Raw genomic sequence first — 22,137 nt, forward strand, 5'->3', positions numbered from 1 at the left:
TTCCTGGCGGTTATCAGGCGTTGACGGTTGTGGTGTAAGCGGCAATGAAGTCGCGGCAGGCACTGCCCGGTTGATAGCGCTGATGATCAATGCTCTGCACGGGTGTGATTTCGGCTGCAGTGCCTGTGAGAAAACACTCGTCGAAGTCGCCCAGCTCAGTAGGAAGAATCGTGCGTTCGACGACTTGATAATCCAGCGCCTCGGCCAGCTGGATCACGGTTTGCCGGGTGATGCCGTTGAGGAAGCAATCGGGCAGCGGCGTGTGCAGCGCGCGGCCTTTGACGAAGAACACATTGGCGCTGGTGGCTTCGGCGACGTTGCCGCGCCAGTCGAGCATCAGCGCATCGTGAAAGCCGTTGTTCTCGGCTTCATGTTTGCTCAGTGTGGCGATCTGATAATGCCCGGAAGCCTTGGCTTCGAACGGGCTGCTGCTCGGTGGCGGCCGGCGCCACTCGGCGGTTTTCAAACGGATGCCGGCCATGTGCCCGGCGGGGTCGAAATAGCTCGGCCACTGCCAGCAGGCGATGGCCACGTGCACACGATTAAACCGCGCCGAGGTGGCAATCATTTCACTGCCGCGCCACGCCACAGGGCGCAGATACCCGTCGACAACCTGATTGCGCCGCAGCAGTTCATGGCTCGCCTCTTCCAGCTCGGCAAGCTCGAACGGAATGGCGAAATCCATCAGTTGCGCCGAGCGATACAGACGCTGGCTGTGTTCACGCAATTTGAAGATTTTGCCGTTATACACGCGCTCACCTTCATACACCGTGCTCGCGTAATGCAGACCATGGCTCAACACATGCAGGCGCGCCTGCGACCACTCGACGAACTCGCCATCGAGCCAGATAAAACCTTCTCGCTGATCAAACGGGATGCCATTCATTCCCCATCTCCTGATGAATCGTCCTACGCCGTTTCGAGCAGGACCGGTATCAATTCGGGTGCTGCCACTGAGTCGGTCTGAAAGAAAAAACACCGCTCGCCGAAGGCCGGACGCAACTCGTCAAACCACGTCGCGTGAGGGTCGAAACGCGCATAAAACGTGCGCAACACCCACTGCGGATTTCGCGCCTGCAAAAACTGCAGCACGAAGACTTTTTCTCCGGCGACGGTTTCGATGCCGTTGATCAACACCTTGCCGTAGAAGGTGCTCATGGAAGGCCCGCGCACCGTGCGCGCCAGCCCGGAGACGCTGCGGTAGGCCGCCTGAAAGATTTCGAAGGCACGGGCCAGCGGCAGCGCGAAGTAATGGCTGGGCCCGGTGTCGCGCTCGACGAACATGTAATAAGGCACCGCACCGAGGCGTACCCCTTCCGTCCACAGCGCCGCCCAATCGCCCGGGTTGTCGTTGATGTGGCGAATCACCGGTGCCTGCATGCGCAGCGTTGCTCCCGTGGCACGAATACGTTCGACGGCCTGCCGGGCGATGTCCTGGCGGAGCTCAACCGGGTGGTTGTAGTGCCCCATGATCGACAGGTGTTTGCCCGCCGCGACAATCCGTTTAAACAGCGCCAACAGTTGCGGCGCGTCCTTGTCACTGACAAAGCGCTGCGGCCAGTACGCCACGGACTTGGTGCCGATGCGGATGCTGTTCAGATGAGGCAACAACAGCAACGGCTCGAGGTAAGCGGCCAGCGAACGGGTGTTCATGATCATCGGATCGCCACCGGTGATCAGCACGTCGGTGACTTCGGTGTGCACCCGCAAGTAGCTCACCAGCTCTTGCGATTCGCGCGCATTGAACTTGAGCTCTTCCTCGCCGATGAATTGCGCCCAGCGGAAACAGAACGTGCAATAGGCGTGACACGTCTGACCGGCGCCTGGGAAAAACAGTACGGTCTCGCGGTACTTGTGCTGAATGCCCGACAGGAGTTTTCCTTCAAACATCGCGCCGTTGTGCGTCAGCTGCCCGGCCGGATGCGGATTCATGCGCAGCCAGATGGCCTCGATCCGACGTTTGATCGCGACCGCATCGTCGGCCTCGATCAGTTGCTTGAGCGAGGCGTATTCGTCCGGCAGCAGCATGTCCTTGTGCGGAAAGGTCATGCGGAAAATCGGGTCGTCCGGGATATTGTCCCAGTCGATCAACGTGCTCAGGACATAGTCATTGGTGCGAAACGGCATGACCCTGGCGACGACGTTCATGGCTTCCTGCAACGCTGGCGTCAGCCTGTTCCAGTAAGGCGTCTCGCGAATGGTGCGCGAGTTATAGGGCTTGTATCTCTCGTGCTCCGACAGTCCCTGCATAGCGACGCTCCTGAATCGTTGTGGCGGTGACTACTGAATGGGGGGCGCTGCGCGCTCGATGTCCATCCATGCCCGAACGCTGTCGCGGTCCCACTGGCGGCGGACATAGTCGGCAAGTCGTGCGGGCATCGGGTCGCCGTTGGCGAGCAGTCGGTTGAGCATGATTGCCAGGTCGGTGTCGGCAATGCTCCAGGCACCGAACAGATGCTCGGCGCCCTCTTCCAGCAGCCGATCGGCGACGAAGAACAGTCTGCCCACGGCCGCCAAGGCGTCGTCTGACAGCGGGGTGTCTTTCTTGCCGAAGTAGATGAGGTCTGCGGGGCGTTCCTTGCGAATTACCAGCAGATCGCTGCGCAGCCAGGCCTGGAGCTGCCGGGCGCGAGCACGTTGCTGGATGTCGAGCGGATAAAGTTTGTTGTGCCCCGGCGCCAGTTCTTCCAGGTATTCAGCGATCGCCGACGATTCCGACAAGGCAAAACCCTGATGTACCAGCGTGGGAATTTTGCACGTCATGGAAATATCGCGATAACTGGCCTGATAATTTTCGCGTGCCTTTAAATCGAGCGTGACCAGTTCAAACGAAAGTTGTTTTTCCTTCAACGCTACAAATACCGACATTGCAAATGCGCTGACATAATCGGCGCCTAGATACAGCTCAAGCTTGGTACTTTCCATAGAACGCTCCTTTGCTCTAACCTCACAAGAGGTTGCTTGGGAACGATCGTATTGAGTTGGCTTTTCGCTGAATAGATACAGAATTTATTTGTTTCGACGGATACAGAAATTAAAAGCGACAGAAATAAAAAAGGGAGTCTGCAAAGCAAACTCCCTTTTTATAGCGAAGAGAAATTATTCCGGGACGATCAAACCACTGCCTCGGCGGAACTGCAGAGTTGCGCCATTTGCGGCATGTTGCTCATGTTCAGCATCGCCAGTGGCTGATCGCTGCTGTTGACGAATCCGTGCCGGGTCCAGGCCGGCACAAGCAGCACATCGCCGATGCTGACGCTGACGCTGACCGCTTGGGCGTCGCCTAAGGTCAACTCACCGCTACCGGACTGAATGATGAACAGGTGCCACCAGGCATGAGCATGGCCATTGAGTGTCCCGCCGGGCTTCAGCCACTGCATGGACACCGCCATCCCTGGCATCAGGTTACAGCCATCGGTGCTGTTGTGATGAGCCAGCGCGACAATATCGACATCGCTGGACTCGAGGCTTTGGCGCACTTGCGCAAGCTCATCACACCTCCACACTTTTGCAGTTTGTGGCGGCCGGTTCAAACTCTCGCGAAATTCCTGATACGGAAAATATTCGCCTTTACTATCATTCATGCACACACACCGGCTTATTATCCATTTGATCATTCGACACAGGGCCAAAAGCTAACGCTTTTAAAGTCACGCCACTTGCCTTCATATTGCCGAAGGGCGAAGCGCCACAATCATATCCACTTCGACGGCAGCATTTTTCGGCAGCTGATAAACGCCCACGGTGGTACGGGTATGTTTGCCCGCATCGCCGAGCACATGACTGAACACATCCGACGCACCGTTGGCGACTTCGCTGAGGTCGACAAAATCTGCCGTGGACTTGACGTACACGGTAACGCGCAGCAGCGCTTTGATCTTGTCCAGCGAACCGATCGCATCGACGATCAGTGCGAGCGCGCGCATGGCGCTGATACTGGCAGCCGTCTGGGCATCGCTCAGGGTCAGTTCCATGCCCACTCGCCCCGGGTACTGAATTTCCCCATTCATGCGCGGCACCATACCGCTGATGTACAGTTCATCGTGATGCCTGACGAGCGGCGCGTAATGGCCGCCAGCGGTGTTCTCGCCGTAGATGTCGTAACGCAACTCTTTCGCCAGGGCGATAAAGCGTTCATCACAGGACATTTTTTGCGCAAACATTCTTTGTACTCTCATGACGCATACTCCTGAAGAATTAGCCCGCTGCCCGTGCCGGTACTGCAAGACAGTTGATTTCAATGCGTGATTCAACGGCTTCGGCCAAACGCAGCAGGTCGTCGCTGAGTTGTGCGTAGTGTTCGTTGAACAGGACGATGTGACCGATGAACGACATGTTGTCTTTCACCACAGCGCTGACCGAATCGCCGATGCGTCGGCTGTACACCGCTTCCACCAGCTCGATACCCAGTTCCCGGGCGAGCAATTCAATGTCGGGGGCGGCGCGCAACAGGCCGCCGGCTGGGGCGCGCAGCAAACGGATGCCGCAATAGCCGCGAGCCACCGGTTGATGAGCTGCCGGCTGACCTTCCACGGCCCAGCGGACCCAGTGCTCCCAAGGATCGAAATCGACGAACGCCTGTCGCGCAAGGTCCCAGATGTGCATGCCGCCGGGGCGCATGTTGGTTTCGACGGCCGAGGTCAGGCCGTCGCTGCGCAGGAACACTTCATTGTGATAAGCGCCGTTATCCAGCGAGACCAGCGCCGACATGTGCTGCCCGGCCGCAGCGAGCCTCGCCTGTACCTCTGCCGTCAACGGTGCCGGTACGACCTGCTGGATTTCTGCGCGATAGGCGCCATCGGTGGTGGTCTTCTCGGTGACCCAAGTGCTGCCCGCGACAAAATCCCAGCTGTATTCGCGGGCGTTCTGGATCAACTCCTCAATGACGATACCGCCGGCGCGATACGGTTTGAGCGCCAGCCAGGCTTCTTCGCATTCGCACGGATGATGGATGACGCGGCACCCTCGGCTCGCGCCTTCGCACGCCGGTTTGATGAAGGCTTTGCCGCCCAGTTCGACCACTCGCTGGCGCAGTTCGCCGAGGCTTTCGACGCGCGCGGAGAATACCGGCCGGTAGTCTTGCGGCGCGCTGATCGAGCGGGCTTCCAGCTGGCGAAATATCTGTTTGTCCAATCCCGCGCGAGCCTCGGCGGGCGTGATCCCCGGCAAACCGAAATGCGTCGCCAGCGCCGCGCCGAGCAGCACGCCACGGTCGGAAAACGGCAACACACCGATCAGCTTCCAGCAGTCGGCACTCAGGCAACCCGCCACCCATTCGAGGGAATCGACCACACTTTCGGGCGCCAGCGAGGCGCTGCAGACGTGGTCGGCTACCTGATCGTCGCCGGGCCGGATGCCATCGACCACCAGGATCAACCGGGCGTTGTACAGTGTCTTGCAGAGGTCACGCAGCTTGCGGATATCGTCTACCCGATTGCCGTTGTAACCGACCACTACTACGCATGACGTGGTGTTCATGAAGCCTCCGAACTATGGAGTAAAAACGCAAACGCAATGACTCAGTCGTGCAGTGACGCGTTGGACTTACGGTTGAGCCAGTACCAGGCGAGGATGCCGCCCGCACCGATGGCGGCCAGGATCAAGGCGTTGTAGGGCGGTGGAACGACGCGCATGATCAGCACCGTCAGCCCGGCGCCAACGCCCAGCGAGACTTCCTTGACGAACATGTTGTTCTGCTTGACCGAGAAGTAGTCGAGGTAGCTGAACGCGCATTCGGCGAGGGACAGCAATGCAACCCAGATCAGCGCGCCGATCAGTGTGTCCACATGAAATGCGGCCGGTGATGAAAGGACGAGGAAGCCGCCGATGATGATGGCGATGACCGCGACCACCTTGAAGCGACCGGTACGCTCGATCAGTTTCATGACCGGCATCTGGGCGAACACCACCACCGCGCTGTTGAGGATCAGCATCAAGCCATACCAGGCGGGCAATTCGCCGGTCTTCAGCAGGATCGCCTGGGGCAGAATCGAGAACACGCCGAAGAGCTTGATGCCCATGATCAGGCCGGCGATGACCCACGGCAGTTTGTTGCGCCACCCGCTGCCATCATGGCTCGATGGATTGGCAACCAAGGGCTGCGTGGTGAACGTCGCGCCCATGGCGATCGGCAGACAGAGCAGGACAAACCCTGCGGCACCGAGAAAGAACAGGGTTGGCGTAAGCAGCGGCGACAAAAGGATCAACCCGGCCACCAGGCTGCCCATGTTCATGGCCACGCGGTTGTAGGCGGCGCCCTCTTTGGTCTGCGCGGCTTCACTCTTGATCAGGTAACCGGCGATAGCGATGCCATAGGCGAACAAGGCCGCAGCGAACATGACGATGCCCTGATTACTCGTGACCGCCAGCAGCACCAGCCCGAGCGCGGCGCACATCAGCGTGACGCTCAGGGAGCGACGGCCAAGCACCAGCAACGTCAGCGGCAGCAACAACAGCAAGGCGCGATAGCCGAGGGCGAGGATGCTATTGGTAGCCGTATCGAGCCAGACGTTGGCCTTGCCCAGCACTGCAAACAGCGAAACAGCGGTGATCATCCGGATCGTGAACAGGCGGATGTTGATCACTGGTTTGGCAACCGCCAGTGTGGTTGGAGCACTCATGCAACACCTCTGGAAACATCGATTGTTCAGGCGTCCAGCGCGAACAATCGGGAAAGTCTGTAAGGTGATGGTAGAGACACAGGCTTGTTCTGATCAGAGCAAATCTGATTAGAATCGAACGAAGTTTACTGCCGGAGAGACCAGTAAAATGCAGGTGCAGCGCGCAGTGATCGCCGCGATCGAGTTCCAGCCGGGAGTGCCGCTGGTGCAGCAGATCGTCGATCAGTTATCAACGGCAATCAGTCAGGGCGGGTTGCCGCACGGCGCGAAGCTGCCGCCGATTCGCGAGCTCTCTGACCTGATGAATGTGGGCAAGTCGACGGTGGTGGATGCGCTGGACCGCTTACGCGCCAAAGGCCTGGTGGTTTCACGCCAGGGCTCGGGGCATTACGTGCACCGCTCCAGCACCACGCTGAAAACCGACGCCGGCCCGGACTTGCAACCGCAGGACACCCTCAGCGTGGTGCGCCGTGCGGTGCTGCAGGACACCGGCGCGTTACGGCCCGGCGCGGGTTTTCTGCCCTCTTCGTGGCTGCCGGCCGATGAATTGCTCAAAGCCGTGCGCGGCACCTTGCGCGCGACTTCCCTGCGCATGGGGGAATATGGCGTAGCCGCCGGTTACGTGCCGCTGCGCGAAGCGTTGCAGGTCAAACTGGCAGCCATCGGCATCGAAGCGCCCGTGGACCAGATCGTCACCACGGCCAACACGGTGCAAGCCATTGATATGCTCATGCGCCTGCTGGTCAAACCCGGCGATACGGTGCTGCTCGACGATCCGTGCTATTTCACCATGCACACCAATCTGGCCTTGCACGGCGCCAAGGTGATTACCATTCCCCGTGGTTCGGAGGGTATGGACCTGGAGGCTTTCGAGCGATTGCTGATCGTGCATCGGCCCGTGCTCTACATGACCAACAACGTACTGCACAACCCGACCGGGCACTCATTCACTCCGGCCCAGGTGTATCGCTTGCTGGAATTGAGCCACCGCTACGGTTTCCACATCGTCGAAGATGATTTGTATTGCGACCTGCAACAACGCAGCACCCCTCGCCTGGCTGCGGGCGGGTTGGACAACGTCAGCTACGTTTCCGGCTTCTCCAAAACCCTGACCGCCAACAGCCGCGTCAGCTTCGCGGTGCTGTCACCGCCACTGGCCGCCCGCATGATCACCCTGAAAATGGCCTGCGGTGGCATGACGTCGGAGCTGGCGGAGCAGATCATCTGCACGATGCTCAGCGACGGCAGCTATGCCAAACACACCCGGCGCACGGTGGATCGCCTTTATGAGTCGAGCAGCCGGGTCACCCATTGGCTTCTCGAAGCTGGCTGCTCACTGTCATCGCTGCCGCACGAAGGGTTATTTCTGTGGACGCGATTGCCGGAAGGTTTTCATGCCGAAACCCTGGCCAGGAAAGGTCTGGACATCGACCTGGTACTGGCGCCCGGGACCCTGCTGAGCAAAGCGCCGGACGCCAGCCAGTTCCTGCGTTTCAACGTCGCGCACAGCGACAACGTCCAGGTGCGGGAGCGGTTTTTGCGGTTGCTGGACATGCAACGCGAGGACCCGTAGCGGCGAGCGTGCGTCTACGCAGTTCGACTATCCATTCATACAGCTCATACAGTTGCCAGTCGATCAACCATGTCAGGGAACTTCTCCACTAACCTGATCAACAAGGCAGCCTGGGCGTTAGGTTTCGACTTTTCCTGCTCCCAGTTTCTCAGTGTGCTCGGGCTGGTCCGAATACGCTTGGCAAAAACAGCCTGAGACATGTGTAGCTTGGTCCGCAGTGCGACGATTTCTTGTGCCCCAACATCTGGAGGCGGAATATCTACCACCGACGTGTTGCGCAGCGTGATCTTGCCTTCGCGTTGAGCTGCCATCTCTTCAACGCCCTGCATCAATTCTGCAAACAGGTCGCGCTTTTTCATGGGGTACCTCGTACTTTCAACTCTGTTTCTATGGCTTTCTTGAGAGCCTTTTCCTGGTCGGCCGTCAGATTCTCAAGCTCGTCTTTGTCATAAATGGCAAACATCCAGAATTGGCCATTATTCATAAGCCAATAATAGATTACCCGCAAGCCACCTCGCCTGCCTTTGCCTCTGCGACCGTCAGCCCAGCGCAGCTTGCGAAAGCCACCCGTCCGAGGCATGACGTCGCCAGCGTGTGGATTCAGCTGCATATGATTTTGCAGCGTTCGATACTCGTCATCAGTCAGATAATTGCCGACTGTGGCAGTGAATGATGTGGTTTCAAAGAAGACAGTTTGCATGGCCAAACTATAGGCAATTTGCTCACAGCTTGGCAATTGCAGCATGAGCCCTCAGACAAGCTGCTCCGCCCCCTTCAATACTTCCATCGCGAGCAGGCTCGCTCCCAAAGGAATGGAGGCGAACACAAGAATCGCGGCGACACTGAGTCAATTGTGGCAGCCAGCCTGCACGCGACTGAAACATCCGGTTCCAAAAAATCATCCAACAAAAAGCCCCGCTCTTCTCTCGAAGGCGGGGCTTTTCAATTCAGCAACCCAATCTCAAGGCGCGTAAGTCAGCAACAACTCACTCGGCACTTTGAAATCCAGCGACATCATCACGCTCAACGCGGTAATGGTGAAGATCGAGAACACGAACAGCTTGCGTGCCCAGACCGTGTCATCCACTGCCTTGTAACCGGTCCAGGCCATGTACAACCAGTACATGCCCATGGCGGCGGCGACGGCGAGGTAGCTCATGCCGGCGTAGCCGCTGAAGGTCAGCATCAAGGTCGCCACGAGGAAGGCCAGGATGTAGAGCAGGATGTGCCGCTTCGCAACTTTGATGCCGCGCTTCACGGGCAACACCGGAATGGAGGCGGCCAGGTAATCGTTGAAGCGGAAGATCGCAATAGCGTAGGAATGCGGCATCTGCCACAGGCTGAACATCACCAGCAGCGTCAGTGCAGCCATGTCGAACGAGTTGCTGACGGCGACGTAACCGATCACCGGCGGCATCGCGCCCGAAAGACTGCCCACCAGCGTGCCGTGCACCGACTTGCGCTTGAGGTAAAGGCTGTAGAAACCGACGTAGATGACGAAACCGATCACCGCGAACAAAGCGGCCAACGGGTTGGCCACCTTGTACAACAGCACAACACCGGCAACGCCGAGGACGGTCGCATAGATCAGCGCCAGCTTCAGGGAGATCAGGCCCTGGACCAGCACGCGATTCTTGGTGCGCTCCATCTTCACGTCGATGTCGCGGTCGATGCAGTTGTTGAAGACACAACCGGAAGCAACGACCAGGGACGTGCCGATCATGGCGGCCAGGAAAATGGCCAGATCGACATGCCCTTTGGAGGCCAGGAAAAATCCGCCTGCCACTGAAAGCACGTTACCGAAAATGATCCCCGGTTTGGTGATTTGGATAAAGTGCTTAAAGGACATTCGGAGTTTCCTCAGTGCGCCATCATGTTGGTGTGGATGCTGAACATGATCCACAGCGACAGGCCAACCAACAGGACGATCACGATCGCAGCGAACACAAACGCGATCACGTTGTTACGCTGAGCGGCCGAGCGGTCCAGATGGAGGAAGTACACCAGGTGCACCAGCACCTGGACCACTGCGAAGATCAGTACGATCCACAGGGTCATGGCTTTCGGCAGAGTCGGGTACATCACCAGGCCGAACGGAATGACGGTCAGGATCACCGACAGAATGAAACCGATAGCGTAAGACTTGACGCTGCCGTGGCCGGCGTCGTGGCTATCGTGGGAATGAGCGTTAGCCATTTACATAGTCCCCATCAGATAAACAACGGTGAATACGCAGATCCACACCACGTCCAGGAAGTGCCAGAACAGGCTCAGGCAGCTCAGACGGGTCTTGTTGGTCGCCGTCAGGCCGTTTTTCTGCACCTGATACATCATGATCGCCATCCAGATCAGACCGCTGGTCACGTGCAGACCGTGGGTGCCGACCAGGGTGAAGAACCCGGACAGGAAGCCGCTGCGGCTAGGGCCGTAGCCCTCGGCGATCAAGATGTGAAACTCGTTGATCTCCATGGCGATGAAGCCGGCGCCGAGCAGGAAGGTCATGCCCAGCCAGCCCAGTACCTGGCTCTTCTTGCCTTTGAACAACGCCAGCATGGCGAAGCCGTAGGTGATCGAGCTGAACAGCAGCAGAGCGGTTTCGCCCAGTACGTACGGCAGCTCGAAGATGTCGGCGCCCGACGGGCCGCCCGCTACGTTGTTAACCAGTACCGCGTACACCGCGAAGATCGACGCAAACAGGATGCAGTCGGTCATCAGGTAGAGCCAGAAACCGAATACGGTGATCTCGCCCGAGTCGTGGTGATGGTCATCGTGCCCATGTCCATCGACATGGGTGTGTCCAGCATTGGTCACTAAGTTCGACATGGTTTAAGCCTGTTCCAACGAGGTTTCAACACGGGTGGCATTGGCAGGAATTTTCCCGGCCGCTACCAGACGTTTGTGCTGCTCGGCTTCGATGCGCTCGATGACATCCACCGGCACCATGTAGCCCTGATCGTCACGGGCGGCATGGATGGTGAAATACACCACGGTGCCCACCAGGCTAACGATCGCCAGCCACCAGATGTGCCAGATCATCGCGAAACCGAACACGGTCAACAGAGCACCCATGACCACACCGGTCGCGGTGTTGTTTGGCATGTGGATCGGCTCGTACTTGGCCGGAGCCTGGTACGCGGTGCCGTTTTCCTTGGCTTCGGTGAACGGATCGATGGTTTCTGCTTTTGGCAGTACCGCGAAGTTGTAGAACGGTGGTGGCGACGAGGTCGACCATTCCAGCGTATGGGCATTCCACGGGTCACCGTGTTCGCACATGTTTTCCGGCTTGTTGCGGTCACGCACACTGACGTACAGCTGGATCAGCTGGCAGGCGATGCCCACAGCGATCATCACCGCACCGAACATGGCGACGTACAGGTACGGCACCCACTCGGGGTTGGTGGTGGCGTTCAAACGACGGGTCATGCCCATGAAGCCCAGAACGTAGAGCGGCATGAATGCGACGAAGAAGCCGGTGATCCAGAACCAGAACGCTGCCTTGCCCCAACCTTCGTGCAGCTTGAAGCCGAACGCTTTCGGGAAGTAGAAGGCGAAACCTGCGATGTAACCGAATACCGCGCCGCCGATGATCACGTTGTGGAAGTGAGCGATCACGAACAGGCTGTTGTGCAGTACGAAGTCCGCACCCGGAATGGCCAGCAGTACGCCGGTCATGCCGCCGATGGCGAAGGTGACCATGAAGCCCAGGGTCCACATCACCTGACTGGTGAAGCGCAGACGGCCCTGGTAAATGGTGAACAGCCAGTTGAATAGCTTCACCCCCGTCGGGATCGAAATCAGCATCGTCGCCAGACCGAAGAAGGCGTTGACGCTCGCACCCGAACCCATGGTGAAGAAGTGGTGCAGCCAGACCATGAAGCCCAGGATCGAGATCGCACCCGATGCGTAGACCATCGAGTGGTGACCGAACAGACGCTTGCCGGTGAAGGTCGAGATGACTTCGGAGAAGATCCCGAACGCCGGCAGAATCAGGATGTACACCTCGGGGTGACCCCAGGCCCAGAACAGGTTGACGTACATCATTGGATTGCCACCAAGTTCATTGGTGAAAATGTGGAAATCCATGTAACGGTCAAGTGTCAGCAAAGCCAGGGTAGCGGTCAGGATCGGGAACGAAGCCACGATCAGGACGTTGGCCCAGGTGCAGGTCCAGGTGAAGATCGGCATGTCCATCAGCTTCATGCCCGGGGTACGCATTTTCAGCACGGTGGCCAGGAAGTTAACCCCCGTCAGCGTCGTACCCAGCCCGGATAGCTGAAGTGCCCAGATGTAGTAATCCATCCCCACGCCCGGACTGTATTGCAGGCCCGACAGCGGCGGATAGGCAACCCAACCGGTCTTGGCGAATTCGCCGACGCCCAGGGACAGGTTGATCAACACGACGCCCGACACCAGGAGCCAGAAGCTCAAGGAGTTCAGGAACGGGTAGGCAACGTCACGCGCGCCGATCTGCAGCGGCACTGCAAGGTTCATCAGGCCGGTGAAGAATGGCATCGCCATGAAGATGATCATGATCACACCGTGAGCGGTGAAGATCTGGTCATAGTGTTCAGGCGGCAGGTAGCCAGGCGAACCCTCGGTGGCCATGGCCAGCTGGGTACGCATCATGATGGCGTCGGCAAAACCGCGCAGCAGCATGACCATGGCGACAATGATGTACATCACGCCGATTTTCTTGTGGTCGACCGATGTCAGCCACTCAGTCCACAGGTACGTCCACTTCTTGAAGTAAGTGATCGCAGCGAACAGCGCCACGCCACCGAGCGCGATCATGGCGATGGTAATCATCACGATCGGTTCGTGGAACGGGACCGCTTCCCAACTTAATTTACCAAACATCGTTTACTCCTCTGCCCCGGCAGCTGAATGCGAACTCATGTCCATCCCTTCCATGTTGTGCGCCACGTCTTTCTCTTTCTTCTCGTGGTGCATCGGCTTGCCTGGTTTCATGCCTTCGTACTTGTCGACGATGATCTGAAACAGGCCCGGCGTGACCGAGGAGTAGAGCTCGACTGGGTTGTTCTGGCTTGGTTTGGTAAGGGCTTCGTACTCAGCTTTTTCCAGCTGTTTAGGTGCCTTTTTGACTTCGCTTACCCAGGCGTCGAAATTCTCCTGAGAAGTTGAGATCGCTTTGAATTTCATGCCGGTGAAACCTGCGCCGCTGTAGTTGGCAGAGATGCCTTCCATTTCAGCGTCACGGTTGGCAATCAGGTGCAACTTGGTCTGCATGCCGGCCATGGCGTAGATCTGGCCGCCCAGGCCCGGGATGAAGAACGAGTTCATCACGGAGTCCGACGTCACTTTGAAGTTAACCGGCGTATTCGTCGGGAACACGATCTTGTTGACCGTGGCGATACCCTGTTCCGGGTAGATGAACACCCACTTCCAGTCCAGCGAGACCACTTCGATGGTGATCGGCTTGACGTCGGATTCCAGCGGACGGTACGGGTCAAGTTCGTGGGTCGACACGTAGGTCACGTAACCCAGGGCAATGATGATCAGCACTGGAACAGCCCACACCGCGATTTCAATCTTGGTGGAGTGCGACCACTTCGGCGTGTACACGGCGTTGGTGTTGGTCGCGCGGTATTTCCAGGCGAACAGGAAGGTCATGACGATGACCGGGACCACAACCAACAGCATCAGCAACGTTGCGGTGATGATCAGGTTGCGCTGCTCCAGGCCAACCTGGCCCGTAGGATTGAGCAAGGTCATGTTGCAGCCTCCCAGCAACAGCATGCTGAGCAGCGGCAATAAGCCTAGTAGTCTGGGGTACCTGTTTTTACTCATCTCACGACCTCTAAAGCAGCTTGCGCAATGCAGTTGGGTTTTGATCGCCAACACTTCACCCTGCCAAGGGTTGGCATTTCTCTTGATTGAATAAGGGCTGCCCGTCGCGCGTCAGACGCTGTTCGACAAATCCTGGGTCAGCGGTGAGTTCTTATTCGAATTCGTGGTCAAAGGCCTGGTTACAGACCAATTCCATTTGGTGCGGATAATGGGAAGGCACCGACACCGGGAGTCGCACGAAGCACACGCGCTTCTCGACGCCCTGTTAAGTGCTCAAAGGTGAGCAGTGCCGGGAATTCAGTGCGGGCGATTGTAGTTAGGTAGCGATGCAGAAACCACGTCTCATCCCGAAATAATTTATATCCATTCCAGCAACAATCATTCGCAGTTATTGCAAAAGCACCCCATGTTATCGAAATCGATTCTCAATAAAAACACCAAATTCAGTAGGTGTATCGCCCGCAATTCAGACAGCATCCACGGCTCTACGGCCCCCTGCGACACCGCCGCAGCCCCTATCGGGCAAGGCCTCTGGCAATTTGTCAAAGGCTGTTAAAACTGCCTGTTCAGGATTGTTACGTTTGTAATCGCAAGGCCTGCGAATGACCCGATTCGGTTGCTGCGTCGTCACAGATCCGTGCCTTCGCAACGCCCTACGACCGCACCGCTGTGACAACATGTCGCACATGTGCCACACCTCCGATTGCCATACATCACAAACTTTTTACGTGAGCTCTGAAACGCACAACGCCCCGGTGCTCTCTACGAAGACCGGGGCGTTTTTGCAGCTGATGGCCGTTTTGGCGACTGAGCTCAGCGCAGGGCTTTGCGGTTGCGCGAGGTGAGCAACGGCACCAGCACGATAACCAACACGAAGGCGACCAGCGCCCACTGGGCCAGCGACAGACCGAGGATCGGCGGGTACGGCGTGGAGCAGAAACCATCAACCTGGAAACCGAGCGGGAAGACTTTCGCCAACGGCAGGCCGTCGACAATCGGTTGCAGGACATCGATGCCGCAGCTGACCGCTGGATAGAATTGCGTGTAAACGTGATGACCAGCGACCGCAGCGCCGGCGATAGCGCATATCACCACCAGGGTTTCGAGCACGGTAATGCTGCGGCGGGTGCGCATGGCCGCGCCGACGAAGGCGAAGATCGCGATCAGCAGCAGCGCGTAGCGTTGAAGAATGCACAGCGGGCACGGCGCCTCGCCCAATACCACTTGCATGTAGAGGGCGCCGCCGATCAACGCCAGGCAGATGATGCCCAACAGCACCAGATAGCGCCGTTCACGGCCCAACCGCATTGTTTCTTCGCTCATCGCGTTTCCCTTCTGAATTTCGAATGCCCGCCAGTTTACACGCTGGCCCAGACCTTGGAGAGCCCGAGACGCATGGAATGGATGACGGGGAATAAACGCCAGGGCGGTTAAGAAGGGATTAAATTTGGGCTATTTCCTGAGATTTGCATGATCACACGATCGAATCGCCAGCAGGCTGGCTCCCACAGTTGAGCGTGTTCCAAGGCGAGACCTGGCGGGGGCTGGTCCACAGTTAAATGGATTCGCGAGTGGGAACCAGCCTGTTGATGCATTGCTGAGCGAGGGGTAGCCCGCAGGCTCCCACTCTGGAATGCACTTACCTGTGGGAGCCAGCCTGCTGGCGATGCGATGGCTCAGTCGCCGTAGATATCCGACTTGAAATACTTCTGGGAAATTTTCTGATACTCACCACTGGCACGAATACCGTCGATAGCCGTGTTCAGCTTGCTGACCAGTTCGGTATTGCCCTTGCGCACCGCAATCCCGGCGCCCTCGCCCACGTATTTCGGGTCCTTGAGTTCCGGCCCGACAAAGGCATAGCCCTTGCCGCGCGGCATGCTCAGGAAGTCGTTCAAGGGGATGGTGTCGGCGAAAATGGCATCGAGTCGCCCGGCAGCCAGATCCATATAGATCTCTTCGTTGTTGCTGTAACGCTTGACGGTGACACCTTTGGGCTCGAACACCTCGGTGGCGAAACGATCGGTGGTGGTCGCACGTTGCACGCCAACGGATTTGCCTTTGAGGCTGGCGTACTGATCGTCGACGGACGCGCCTTCCTTCATCACCAGACGCGAAGAGGTGAAGTAATATTTGTGGCTGAAATCGACCGACTTTTTGCGGTCTTCATTAATGGTCATGGACGACAGCGCCATGTCGATCTTCTTCACCTTCAGCGAAGGGATCAGGCCGTCGAATTCGCCTTCGACCCAGACACACTGCGCCTTCATCTGCGCGCACAACGCATTGCCGATTTCATAGTCGAAGCCGACGATTTCACCCTTGTCGGTTTTCGAAGCGAACGGCGGGTAAGCGGCTTCGACGCCGATGCGCAGCGGTTTTTCAGCAGCGAACAGGCTGGAGCACGTCAGCAGGCTGAAGGCCAGACCGGTGATGAGGGGGAGTTTCTTCATGTTCGTTCTCTCGCGGTTTGTTGTTGGTTTGGCAAGATGGAAGAAGAGCTGAAGCGGGGGACGATCTTTTTTGTACTTATAATTCCATACTGGACTTTTGCGTACTGATCGTCAATTGGGTGATTGGCCAGTTGTCGGAGGATTGAGCGGTGGATGTGAAGGCCTCATCGCGAGCAGGCTCACTCCTACAGCGGATCGGCGTGAACACAGATTCGGTGTTCAATAAAGAACCCTGTAGGAGTGAGCCTGCTCGCGATGGCATTCCTGAGAGCAGAGCAAATCTACTTCCAGCGATCCGCCGCGGCATGATCACTGTCGCGACCTTCGACCCAACGCGGCCCGTCGCTGGTGTTTTCCTTTTTCCAGAACGGCGCACGGGTTTTCAGGTAATCCATGACAAAGGCGCAGGCATCGAACGCGGCCTGGCGATGGGCACTGGCGGCGCCGACGAAGACGATCGGTTCACCCGGCTCGAGCGAGCCAATGCGATGCAGCACTTCCAGCTTGAGCAGCGGCCAGCGCTGTTCGGCCTCGGCGGCAATCCTGGCCAAGGCCTTTTCGGTCATGCCCGGGTAGTGTTCCAGAAACATCCCGGCGACATCGAGCCCGTCATTGAAGTCGCGCACATAACCAACAAAACTTACCACCGCACCCACCCCGACATTGGCAGCATGCATGGCGTTGACTTCAGCACCCGGGTCGAAAGCCGTGGGTTGCACGCGAATCGCCATGGCTCAGCCCCCGGTTACGGTCGGAAAAAACGCTACTTCATCACCGTCGCTGACCGGTTCGCCCAGCTGGCAGAGGTCTTCGTTGCGCGCACACATCAGGTTCTGCTCGGTCAGCACCACGGCGCCGTCACGCCGGGCCAATAACTCACGCACGTCATCAACGGTGGCAAAATCGCCGGAAACTTCCAGTGAATCCACACCGAGCGCTTCACGATAACGGGCAAAAAACCTCACGGTAATGTTCATGCCTGATCCGCCTGAAAATGCCCGCTCTTGCCACCGATTTTTTCCAACAGGCGCACGCTCTCGATGGTCATGCCCCGGTCGACGGCCTTGCACATGTCGTAGATCGTCAGCGCCGCGACACTGGCGGCGGTCAGCGCTTCCATCTCGACGCCGGTCTGCCCGGACAGTTTGCAACGCGCGACGATGCGCACGGTGTCATCGCCCTCAGCGCTGAGTTCGACCTTGACGCCGGTAAGCATCAGCGGATGGCACAGCGGAATCAGATCGCTGGTTTTCTTCGCCGCCTGAATGCCGGCGATGCGCGCCACGGCGAACACATCGCCCTTGGGATGACCGCCGCTGACAATCATCTGCAGGGTTTCAGGAAGCATGCGCACCAGCGCTTGCGCGGTCGCCTCACGGAAAGTCACGGCTTTTTCAGTGACGTCGACCATGTTGGCGCGACCTTGGGAATCGAGATGAGTCAGCACGGAGTTACTCCTGATCAGGAGTGGCGATTGTAAACCTGCGGGTCAATTTTCCGCACGCAAGTTTATCCGATCGCAGCAGATCCCCTTGTGGGAGCCAGCCTGCTGGCGATTGCAGAGTGTCAGTCGCCATAGATATTGGCTGACACTACGCTTCGCCAGCAGGCTGGCTCCCACAGTTTGATTTGTGTTGAACACAAAAAAAACCGGGCGACCTGTGACGGCCACCCGGTTTGGGTGATGCAGTTACAAATGCGATTCAGCGTATTCAGCCAGAATCGACCGAGGCACCCCTTGCAACGTGATGTGCACGCCGTTCGGGAAGTCCTTGAAGCGCTCTGTCAGGTAGGTCAGCCCGGAACTGGTCGCGGACAGATAAGGAGTGTCTATCTGCGCCAGGTTACCCAGGCACACCACTTTGGAGCCAGCGCCGGCACGGGTGATGATGGTTTTCATCTGGTGCGGCGTGAGGTTCTGGCATTCGTCGATCAGAATCAGGCTCTGCTGGAAGCTGCGACCCCGGATGTAGTTGAGGGATTTGAACTGCAACGGCACTTTGCTGAGGATGTAATCGACGCTGCCATGGGTGTTCTCGTCATCCATGTGCAAGGCTTCGAGGTTGTCGGTGATGGCGCCCAGCCAAGGCTCCATTTTTTCCGCTTCGGTGCCGGGCAGGAAACCGATTTCCTGGTCCAGACCCTGCACGCTGCGCGTGGCGATGATGCGGCGATAACGTTTGCTGACCATGGTCTGCTCGATCGCAGCGGCCAGGGCAAGGATGGTTTTACCGGAACCCGCCGCGCCGGTCAGGTTGACCAGGTGAATGTCCGGATCCAGCAGCGCGTACAACGCCAGGCTCTGATAAATGTCGCGCGGTTTCAGACCCCAGGCTTCCTGGTGCAACAAGGGTTCCTGGTGCAGGTCGAGAATCAGCAGCCTGTCTTCTTCGATTTCCTTGATCCAGCCGACAAACCCCTGCTCGTCGATGATGAACTCGTTAATGTGCACCGCCGGCAGGTTGTCGATCAGTTGCACCTGGTGCCAGGTGCGGCCATGGTCCTGACGGGTATCGACATTCTTCACACGGTCCCAGAAGGACCCGTCCATGTTGTGGTAACCATTGGGCAGCAGCGACACGTCGTCGACCAGTTGGTCGGTGCTGTAGTCCTCGGCCGCGATCCCGCAAGCGCGGGCCTTGAGGCGCATGTTGATGTCTTTGGTGACCAGCACCACGGGCAGCTTGGGCTCGCGAGCGTGCAGGTCGATCAACTGGTTGATGATGATGTTGTCGTTCAGGTGTTCGGGCAGAATGATATTGGGCTCGGCGCGCTTGCTCATCAGAATCGACAGCAAACCTTTGGGCCCGCCTTTGCCGCGCTGAATCGGCACGCCCAGTTCGACGTCTTCCGGGCTGGCATCGCCCAGGGTCTTGTCAATCAGACGAATCGCCTGACGGCATTCCGCAGCCACGCTGTGATGCCCGCTCTTGAGCTTGTCCAGCTCTTCCAGCACGGTCATCGGAATTGCGACGTGGTGTTCTTCGAAGTTAAGCAGGGCGTTTGGATCGTGAATCAATACGTTGGTATCGAGTACATAAAGGATTGGCTGGTTGGAGGAAGAACTACGTCCGTGGTCATCCATACTCGGTCACCTTTGTGGGAGCCATTAGACGCAATACCTGAGCGGTGCTGCGCCTCGAAGTGACTGCCGAATTCACCTGCAAGGGATCAAGTGAACTGCACACACAAACTGGGTCTTGGGAGACGCCACCTGTGTTGCAGGTTTCGGCGGTCTGCTTTCGTAATACTCCAAAACATGTGACAGGAAAAAGCACTTTGACGTTTTTTTGAAGTTTATTTTTCAGAGTGACCAATAACACTTGGCGGTAGGCCATCACCCCGTTAAAGTCGGAAGTCCGCCTGCATCGAATGCTGCTTCAAAATCGCCTTTGGCCCAATGTTCCCGGGCTTTGTCGAACTCAGCGAAACGCCTCCTGACAATCCTCCCAGCCGATTCCGCTGTGCGCGGTTTGCGTCATCAGCCAGGGCACTGCCGTCTTCACGCCGTCCTGCTTCGCATTGAAATTGATCACGCCGTGGCGCCATAGCAGCATCAGGGTCAGAACGCGTTGCGCGCTCTGCTCGGCCTTGAGCTTGCCAGCGCCGTCCTGGGCATCGATGTCCCACAACGCGACCTGCAAACCCTGGGCCTTGAAGAAGCCTTCAGCATCCGCACGGCGCTGGCCATCGGGCGGACGGAACAGCGGCACGAAGTTCTCCGGCAATTTGCTTTTGACCAGTTCGACGCTGCGCCGCACCGAATCCTGCCAATCCTGCCAATGGCTGTGGGAGCGGAACTCCCAGCCTTGGACGCCGATGCATTGCGTTGAATAGAGCGCTTGCAGGCTGGCCACCGAACTTTGCGCCAAACGCGCCTGAATGTCCTTGCCGAGGACGAAGAAGGTGCCGTTCAGGTTGGCTTTGCGCAGGTAATCCGCAAGCCAGGCGGTATTGTCCGGCGCGGCATTGGCGGCACTGTCGAACGACAGCAGAAACAGCCGGTCATGCATCGCCTCGCCGTTGCGCTCATGGTCGCCAAAAAGATCGACTTCGCTGCTGGTCTGCGGGAACAGCGCGGCTTTACGCAACTGTTCGTCCAGGTACAGGACGTGGAACACACGACTCGGTTCGGCCCACTTGATGTAATAGCTGTCGTCGCTGATCTGAAACTTGGCGGCTTGCTGACGCAAAGTGTCCATGTCTTCGACGAGGAAACAGAAAGAGGCATCCTGATCGCAGCTCTGTTGGGCGAAATTGTAATTGCTCAGCAGACGCTGCCACATGCGCTGACGCAGGCGGTTGATCGAGTCGACGTTGACCGTGCGCAGGTTAAGGCGCTGGGCCAGGCTGGTTTCATCCAGGGATTCGGTGGCCAGCAGAATGCGCGCGAACATGAGAATTTCCGCCCGCGACGCGACGTCGAACATCGTCGGGCTGCTGAGCTGCTCCGGCCAGGTGCTGCGATCAAGCGTCGCCACGTCGCCCGGCGCCGCCAGGGCACCGCAGCTTAGAAGCCACGCCGAGAATAAAAGAACAATACGCAATGGGATGTCTCCATAACAAAACCCGCGCGGCACTATATCGCGGGTAGATGAAAAGATCGCAGCCTCGCGGTGGGGGGCACGACAGCTCCTACAAACTTGAGCCCCTGTAGGAGCTGTTGAGTTCCTCCATCGCGAGGCTGCGATCTTTTGCATGACACCACTGATCACCTATGAAACCCATAGCTGGAGTCAACACGCTCTACCCCCTAGAATCGCCACCACGTTTAAAGGAGACGACTTCATGCTGATGGTGATTTCCCCAGCCAAGACCCTCGATTACGAAACACCGCCGGCGACCCAGCGCTTTACTCAGCCGCAATACCTTGACCATTCCCAAGAGCTGATCCAGCAATTGCGCGAGTTGAGCCCGGCGCAGATCAGCGAGTTGATGCATGTCTCCGACAAGATCGGCGGCCTCAACGCCGCGCGTTTCGGCAGCTGGACGCCCGCCTTCACCCCGGAAAATGCCAAACAGGCATTGCTCGCTTTCAAGGGCGACGTTTACACCGGGCTGAATGCGCAAACCTTCAGTGAAGCCGACTTCGATTACGCTCAACAACATTTGCGCATGCTCTCCGGACTCTACGGCCTGCTGCGCCCACTCGACCTGATGCAACCCTATCGTCTGGAAATGGGCACCAAACTGGCTAACGCGCGCGGCAAGGATTTGTACGCCTTCTGGGGCACGCGAATCAGCGAATGGTTGAACGAAGCCTTGGCCGATCAGGGTGATAACGTGCTGCTGAACCTGGCGTCCAACGAGTACTTCTCGGCCGTCAAACGCAGCGCCTTGAAGGCCCGCATCATTAATACCGAGTTCAAGGATCTGAAAAACGGCCAATACAAGATCATCAGCTTTTACGCGAAAAAGGCTCGCGGCATGATGAGCCGCTTTGTCATTGACGAGCGTATCGATGACTACGCGGGACTCAAGCAGTTCGATGTTCAGGGCTACCGCTACAGCACCGGGCACTCCACGCCGGACAACCTGGTATTCCTGCGCGACCGCGCACCGGAGTAGCGCACCCTGTTAGCGCACTGCAACTCAAACTTGGTAGTGCGCCTTCGTTAAACTGTCCAACAACTTCCGCTACTGTTTGCCAAGCTCTTGGCGCCAATTAAACAACAACTACTTA

At 57.9% G+C, this 22,137-nt stretch carries 23 protein-coding genes; 2 read left to right on the forward strand and 21 right to left on the reverse strand.

Features of this window, described 5'->3' with window-relative positions:
* Positions 1 to 13: 13 nt before the first annotated feature.
* The 7 genes from ACYZTS_RS02515 to ACYZTS_RS02545 all read right to left on the reverse strand — a co-directional run bounded on the left by ACYZTS_RS02515 (position 14) and on the right by ACYZTS_RS02545 (position 6,620).
* Complete coding sequence (locus tag ACYZTS_RS02515; RefSeq protein WP_461993788.1) at positions 14 to 886, reverse strand: branched-chain amino acid aminotransferase; 873 nt, start codon at positions 884 to 886, stop codon at positions 14 to 16.
* Positions 887 to 909: 23 nt separating this feature from the next.
* Positions 910 to 2,250: a KamA family radical SAM protein gene (locus tag ACYZTS_RS02520; protein WP_461993790.1), complete on the reverse strand. Its 1,341-nt coding sequence runs from the start codon at positions 2,248 to 2,250 to the stop codon at positions 910 to 912.
* 30 nt (positions 2,251 to 2,280) lie between these two features.
* Positions 2,281 to 2,925, reverse strand: coding sequence for a glutathione transferase (gene yfcF / locus ACYZTS_RS02525; protein ID WP_461993792.1), 645 nt, complete (start codon positions 2,923 to 2,925; stop codon positions 2,281 to 2,283).
* Positions 2,926 to 3,113: 188 nt separating this feature from the next.
* On the reverse strand, positions 3,114 to 3,584 hold the full coding sequence (locus ACYZTS_RS02530) for a cupin domain-containing protein (protein ID WP_461993793.1): 471 nt from the start codon (positions 3,582 to 3,584) through the stop codon (positions 3,114 to 3,116).
* Positions 3,585 to 3,665: 81 nt separating this feature from the next.
* Positions 3,666 to 4,163, reverse strand: coding sequence for a RidA family protein (locus ACYZTS_RS02535; protein WP_028623526.1), 498 nt, complete (start codon positions 4,161 to 4,163; stop codon positions 3,666 to 3,668).
* Positions 4,164 to 4,197: 34 nt separating this feature from the next.
* Entirely contained in the window at positions 4,198 to 5,478 is a 1,281-nt protein-coding gene (locus ACYZTS_RS02540) for an ATP-grasp domain-containing protein (RefSeq protein ID WP_461993795.1), read from the reverse strand.
* Between the two features lie 41 nt (positions 5,479 to 5,519).
* Positions 5,520 to 6,620, reverse strand: a complete 1,101-nt coding sequence (locus tag ACYZTS_RS02545) for a hypothetical protein (RefSeq protein ID WP_028623528.1) — start codon at positions 6,618 to 6,620, stop codon at positions 5,520 to 5,522.
* 148 nt (positions 6,621 to 6,768) lie between these two features.
* Here ACYZTS_RS02545 and ACYZTS_RS02550 point away from each other — a divergent pair, with 148 nt between their 5' ends.
* Positions 6,769 to 8,193: an aminotransferase-like domain-containing protein gene (locus ACYZTS_RS02550; protein ID WP_028623529.1), complete on the forward strand. Its 1,425-nt coding sequence runs from the start codon at positions 6,769 to 6,771 to the stop codon at positions 8,191 to 8,193.
* 44 nt (positions 8,194 to 8,237) lie between these two features.
* Here the strand turns inward: ACYZTS_RS02550 and ACYZTS_RS02555 are convergent, their stop codons facing one another.
* The 14 genes from ACYZTS_RS02555 to ACYZTS_RS02620 all read right to left on the reverse strand — a co-directional run bounded on the left by ACYZTS_RS02555 (position 8,238) and on the right by ACYZTS_RS02620 (position 21,001).
* Positions 8,238 to 8,552 carry a helix-turn-helix domain-containing protein gene (locus ACYZTS_RS02555; protein WP_028623530.1) on the reverse strand — a complete coding sequence of 105 codons (315 nt, stop codon included), beginning with the start codon at positions 8,550 to 8,552 and terminating at the stop codon, positions 8,238 to 8,240.
* Positions 8,549 to 8,893: a hypothetical protein gene (locus ACYZTS_RS02560; RefSeq protein ID WP_028623531.1), complete on the reverse strand. Its 345-nt coding sequence runs from the start codon at positions 8,891 to 8,893 to the stop codon at positions 8,549 to 8,551. Before ACYZTS_RS02560 ends, ACYZTS_RS02555 begins: the two co-directional genes overlap by 4 nt.
* Before the next feature lie 261 nt (positions 8,894 to 9,154).
* Positions 9,155 to 10,042, reverse strand: a complete 888-nt coding sequence (gene cyoE, locus ACYZTS_RS02565) for a heme o synthase (protein WP_461993797.1) — start codon at positions 10,040 to 10,042, stop codon at positions 9,155 to 9,157.
* Between the two features lie 11 nt (positions 10,043 to 10,053).
* Positions 10,054 to 10,389, reverse strand: a complete 336-nt coding sequence (cyoD, locus tag ACYZTS_RS02570; protein ID WP_028623533.1) for a cytochrome o ubiquinol oxidase subunit IV — start codon at positions 10,387 to 10,389, stop codon at positions 10,054 to 10,056.
* The gene (locus ACYZTS_RS02575; protein ID WP_461993800.1) at positions 10,390 to 11,016 is read right to left on the reverse strand and encodes a cytochrome o ubiquinol oxidase subunit III; all 627 of its coding nucleotides are present in this window, start codon (positions 11,014 to 11,016) and stop codon (positions 10,390 to 10,392) included.
* Positions 11,017 to 11,019: 3 nt separating this feature from the next.
* Positions 11,020 to 13,050, reverse strand: coding sequence for a cytochrome o ubiquinol oxidase subunit I (gene cyoB / locus ACYZTS_RS02580; protein WP_028623535.1), 2,031 nt, complete (start codon positions 13,048 to 13,050; stop codon positions 11,020 to 11,022).
* 3 nt (positions 13,051 to 13,053) lie between these two features.
* Positions 13,054 to 14,001: a ubiquinol oxidase subunit II gene (cyoA, locus tag ACYZTS_RS02585; protein ID WP_028623536.1), complete on the reverse strand. Its 948-nt coding sequence runs from the start codon at positions 13,999 to 14,001 to the stop codon at positions 13,054 to 13,056.
* 813 nt (positions 14,002 to 14,814) lie between these two features.
* Positions 14,815 to 15,324 carry a disulfide bond formation protein B gene (locus tag ACYZTS_RS02590; protein ID WP_028623537.1) on the reverse strand — a complete coding sequence of 170 codons (510 nt, stop codon included), beginning with the start codon at positions 15,322 to 15,324 and terminating at the stop codon, positions 14,815 to 14,817.
* Positions 15,325 to 15,677: 353 nt separating this feature from the next.
* On the reverse strand, positions 15,678 to 16,454 hold the full coding sequence (locus tag ACYZTS_RS02595; protein ID WP_461993803.1) for an ABC transporter substrate-binding protein: 777 nt from the start codon (positions 16,452 to 16,454) through the stop codon (positions 15,678 to 15,680).
* 281 nt (positions 16,455 to 16,735) lie between these two features.
* Positions 16,736 to 17,185: a molybdopterin synthase catalytic subunit MoaE gene (moaE, locus tag ACYZTS_RS02600; RefSeq protein ID WP_461993805.1), complete on the reverse strand. Its 450-nt coding sequence runs from the start codon at positions 17,183 to 17,185 to the stop codon at positions 16,736 to 16,738.
* Between the two features lie 3 nt (positions 17,186 to 17,188).
* Positions 17,189 to 17,431: a molybdopterin converting factor subunit 1 gene (moaD, locus tag ACYZTS_RS02605; protein WP_461993807.1), complete on the reverse strand. Its 243-nt coding sequence runs from the start codon at positions 17,429 to 17,431 to the stop codon at positions 17,189 to 17,191.
* Positions 17,428 to 17,901: a cyclic pyranopterin monophosphate synthase MoaC gene (moaC, locus tag ACYZTS_RS02610; RefSeq protein WP_461993809.1), complete on the reverse strand. Its 474-nt coding sequence runs from the start codon at positions 17,899 to 17,901 to the stop codon at positions 17,428 to 17,430. The genes moaD and moaC overlap by 4 nt, the downstream gene beginning before the upstream one ends.
* Before the next feature lie 243 nt (positions 17,902 to 18,144).
* Positions 18,145 to 19,539, reverse strand: a complete 1,395-nt coding sequence (locus ACYZTS_RS02615; RefSeq protein WP_028623542.1) for a PhoH family protein — start codon at positions 19,537 to 19,539, stop codon at positions 18,145 to 18,147.
* 337 nt (positions 19,540 to 19,876) lie between these two features.
* A complete protein-coding gene (locus ACYZTS_RS02620) occupies positions 19,877 to 21,001 on the reverse strand; it encodes a polysaccharide deacetylase family protein (protein WP_028623543.1) in 1,125 nt (374 codons plus the stop codon).
* A 241-nt stretch (positions 21,002 to 21,242) separates the two neighbouring features.
* Here ACYZTS_RS02620 and yaaA point away from each other — a divergent pair, with 241 nt between their 5' ends.
* A complete protein-coding gene (gene yaaA / locus ACYZTS_RS02625; RefSeq protein WP_461993812.1) occupies positions 21,243 to 22,022 on the forward strand; it encodes a peroxide stress protein YaaA in 780 nt (259 codons plus the stop codon).
* Positions 22,023 to 22,137: the final 115 nt, after the last annotated feature.

Source organism: Pseudomonas sp. TMB3-21 (assembly GCF_054898145.1).

Excerpts from the sequence above, each read along its gene's own strand:
- ACYZTS_RS02575 (WP_461993800.1), bottom strand. The coding sequence starts at position 11,016 with ATGTCGAACTTAGTGACCAATGCTGGACACACCCATGTCGATGGACAT.
- ACYZTS_RS02560 (WP_028623531.1), bottom strand. The coding sequence starts at position 8,893 with ATGCAAACTGTCTTCTTTGAAACCACATCATTCACTGCCACAGTCGGC.
- ACYZTS_RS02590 (WP_028623537.1), bottom strand. The coding sequence starts at position 15,324 with ATGAGCGAAGAAACAATGCGGTTGGGCCGTGAACGGCGCTATCTGGTG.
- ACYZTS_RS02615 (WP_028623542.1), bottom strand. The coding sequence starts at position 19,539 with ATGGATGACCACGGACGTAGTTCTTCCTCCAACCAGCCAATCCTTTAT.
- ACYZTS_RS02520 (WP_461993790.1), bottom strand. The coding sequence starts at position 2,250 with ATGCAGGGACTGTCGGAGCACGAGAGATACAAGCCCTATAACTCGCGC.
- moaD (WP_461993807.1), bottom strand. The coding sequence starts at position 17,431 with ATGAACATTACCGTGAGGTTTTTTGCCCGTTATCGTGAAGCGCTCGGT.
- yaaA (WP_461993812.1), top strand. The coding sequence starts at position 21,243 with ATGCTGATGGTGATTTCCCCAGCCAAGACCCTCGATTACGAAACACCG.
- cyoD (WP_028623533.1), bottom strand. The coding sequence starts at position 10,389 with ATGGCTAACGCTCATTCCCACGATAGCCACGACGCCGGCCACGGCAGC.
- ACYZTS_RS02550 (WP_028623529.1), top strand. The coding sequence starts at position 6,769 with ATGCAGGTGCAGCGCGCAGTGATCGCCGCGATCGAGTTCCAGCCGGGA.
- cyoA (WP_028623536.1), bottom strand. The coding sequence starts at position 14,001 with ATGAGTAAAAACAGGTACCCCAGACTACTAGGCTTATTGCCGCTGCTC.
- cyoE (WP_461993797.1), bottom strand. The coding sequence starts at position 10,042 with ATGTCCTTTAAGCACTTTATCCAAATCACCAAACCGGGGATCATTTTC.
- ACYZTS_RS02530 (WP_461993793.1), bottom strand. The coding sequence starts at position 3,584 with ATGAATGATAGTAAAGGCGAATATTTTCCGTATCAGGAATTTCGCGAG.
- moaE (WP_461993805.1), bottom strand. The coding sequence starts at position 17,185 with ATGGCGATTCGCGTGCAACCCACGGCTTTCGACCCGGGTGCTGAAGTC.
- ACYZTS_RS02540 (WP_461993795.1), bottom strand. The coding sequence starts at position 5,478 with ATGAACACCACGTCATGCGTAGTAGTGGTCGGTTACAACGGCAATCGG.
- ACYZTS_RS02595 (WP_461993803.1), bottom strand. The coding sequence starts at position 16,454 with ATGAAGAAACTCCCCCTCATCACCGGTCTGGCCTTCAGCCTGCTGACG.
- ACYZTS_RS02515 (WP_461993788.1), bottom strand. The coding sequence starts at position 886 with ATGAATGGCATCCCGTTTGATCAGCGAGAAGGTTTTATCTGGCTCGAT.
- ACYZTS_RS02545 (WP_028623528.1), bottom strand. The coding sequence starts at position 6,620 with ATGAGTGCTCCAACCACACTGGCGGTTGCCAAACCAGTGATCAACATC.
- yfcF (WP_461993792.1), bottom strand. The coding sequence starts at position 2,925 with ATGGAAAGTACCAAGCTTGAGCTGTATCTAGGCGCCGATTATGTCAGC.
- ACYZTS_RS02555 (WP_028623530.1), bottom strand. The coding sequence starts at position 8,552 with ATGAAAAAGCGCGACCTGTTTGCAGAATTGATGCAGGGCGTTGAAGAG.
- ACYZTS_RS02535 (WP_028623526.1), bottom strand. The coding sequence starts at position 4,163 with ATGTTTGCGCAAAAAATGTCCTGTGATGAACGCTTTATCGCCCTGGCG.
- cyoB (WP_028623535.1), bottom strand. The coding sequence starts at position 13,050 with ATGTTTGGTAAATTAAGTTGGGAAGCGGTCCCGTTCCACGAACCGATC.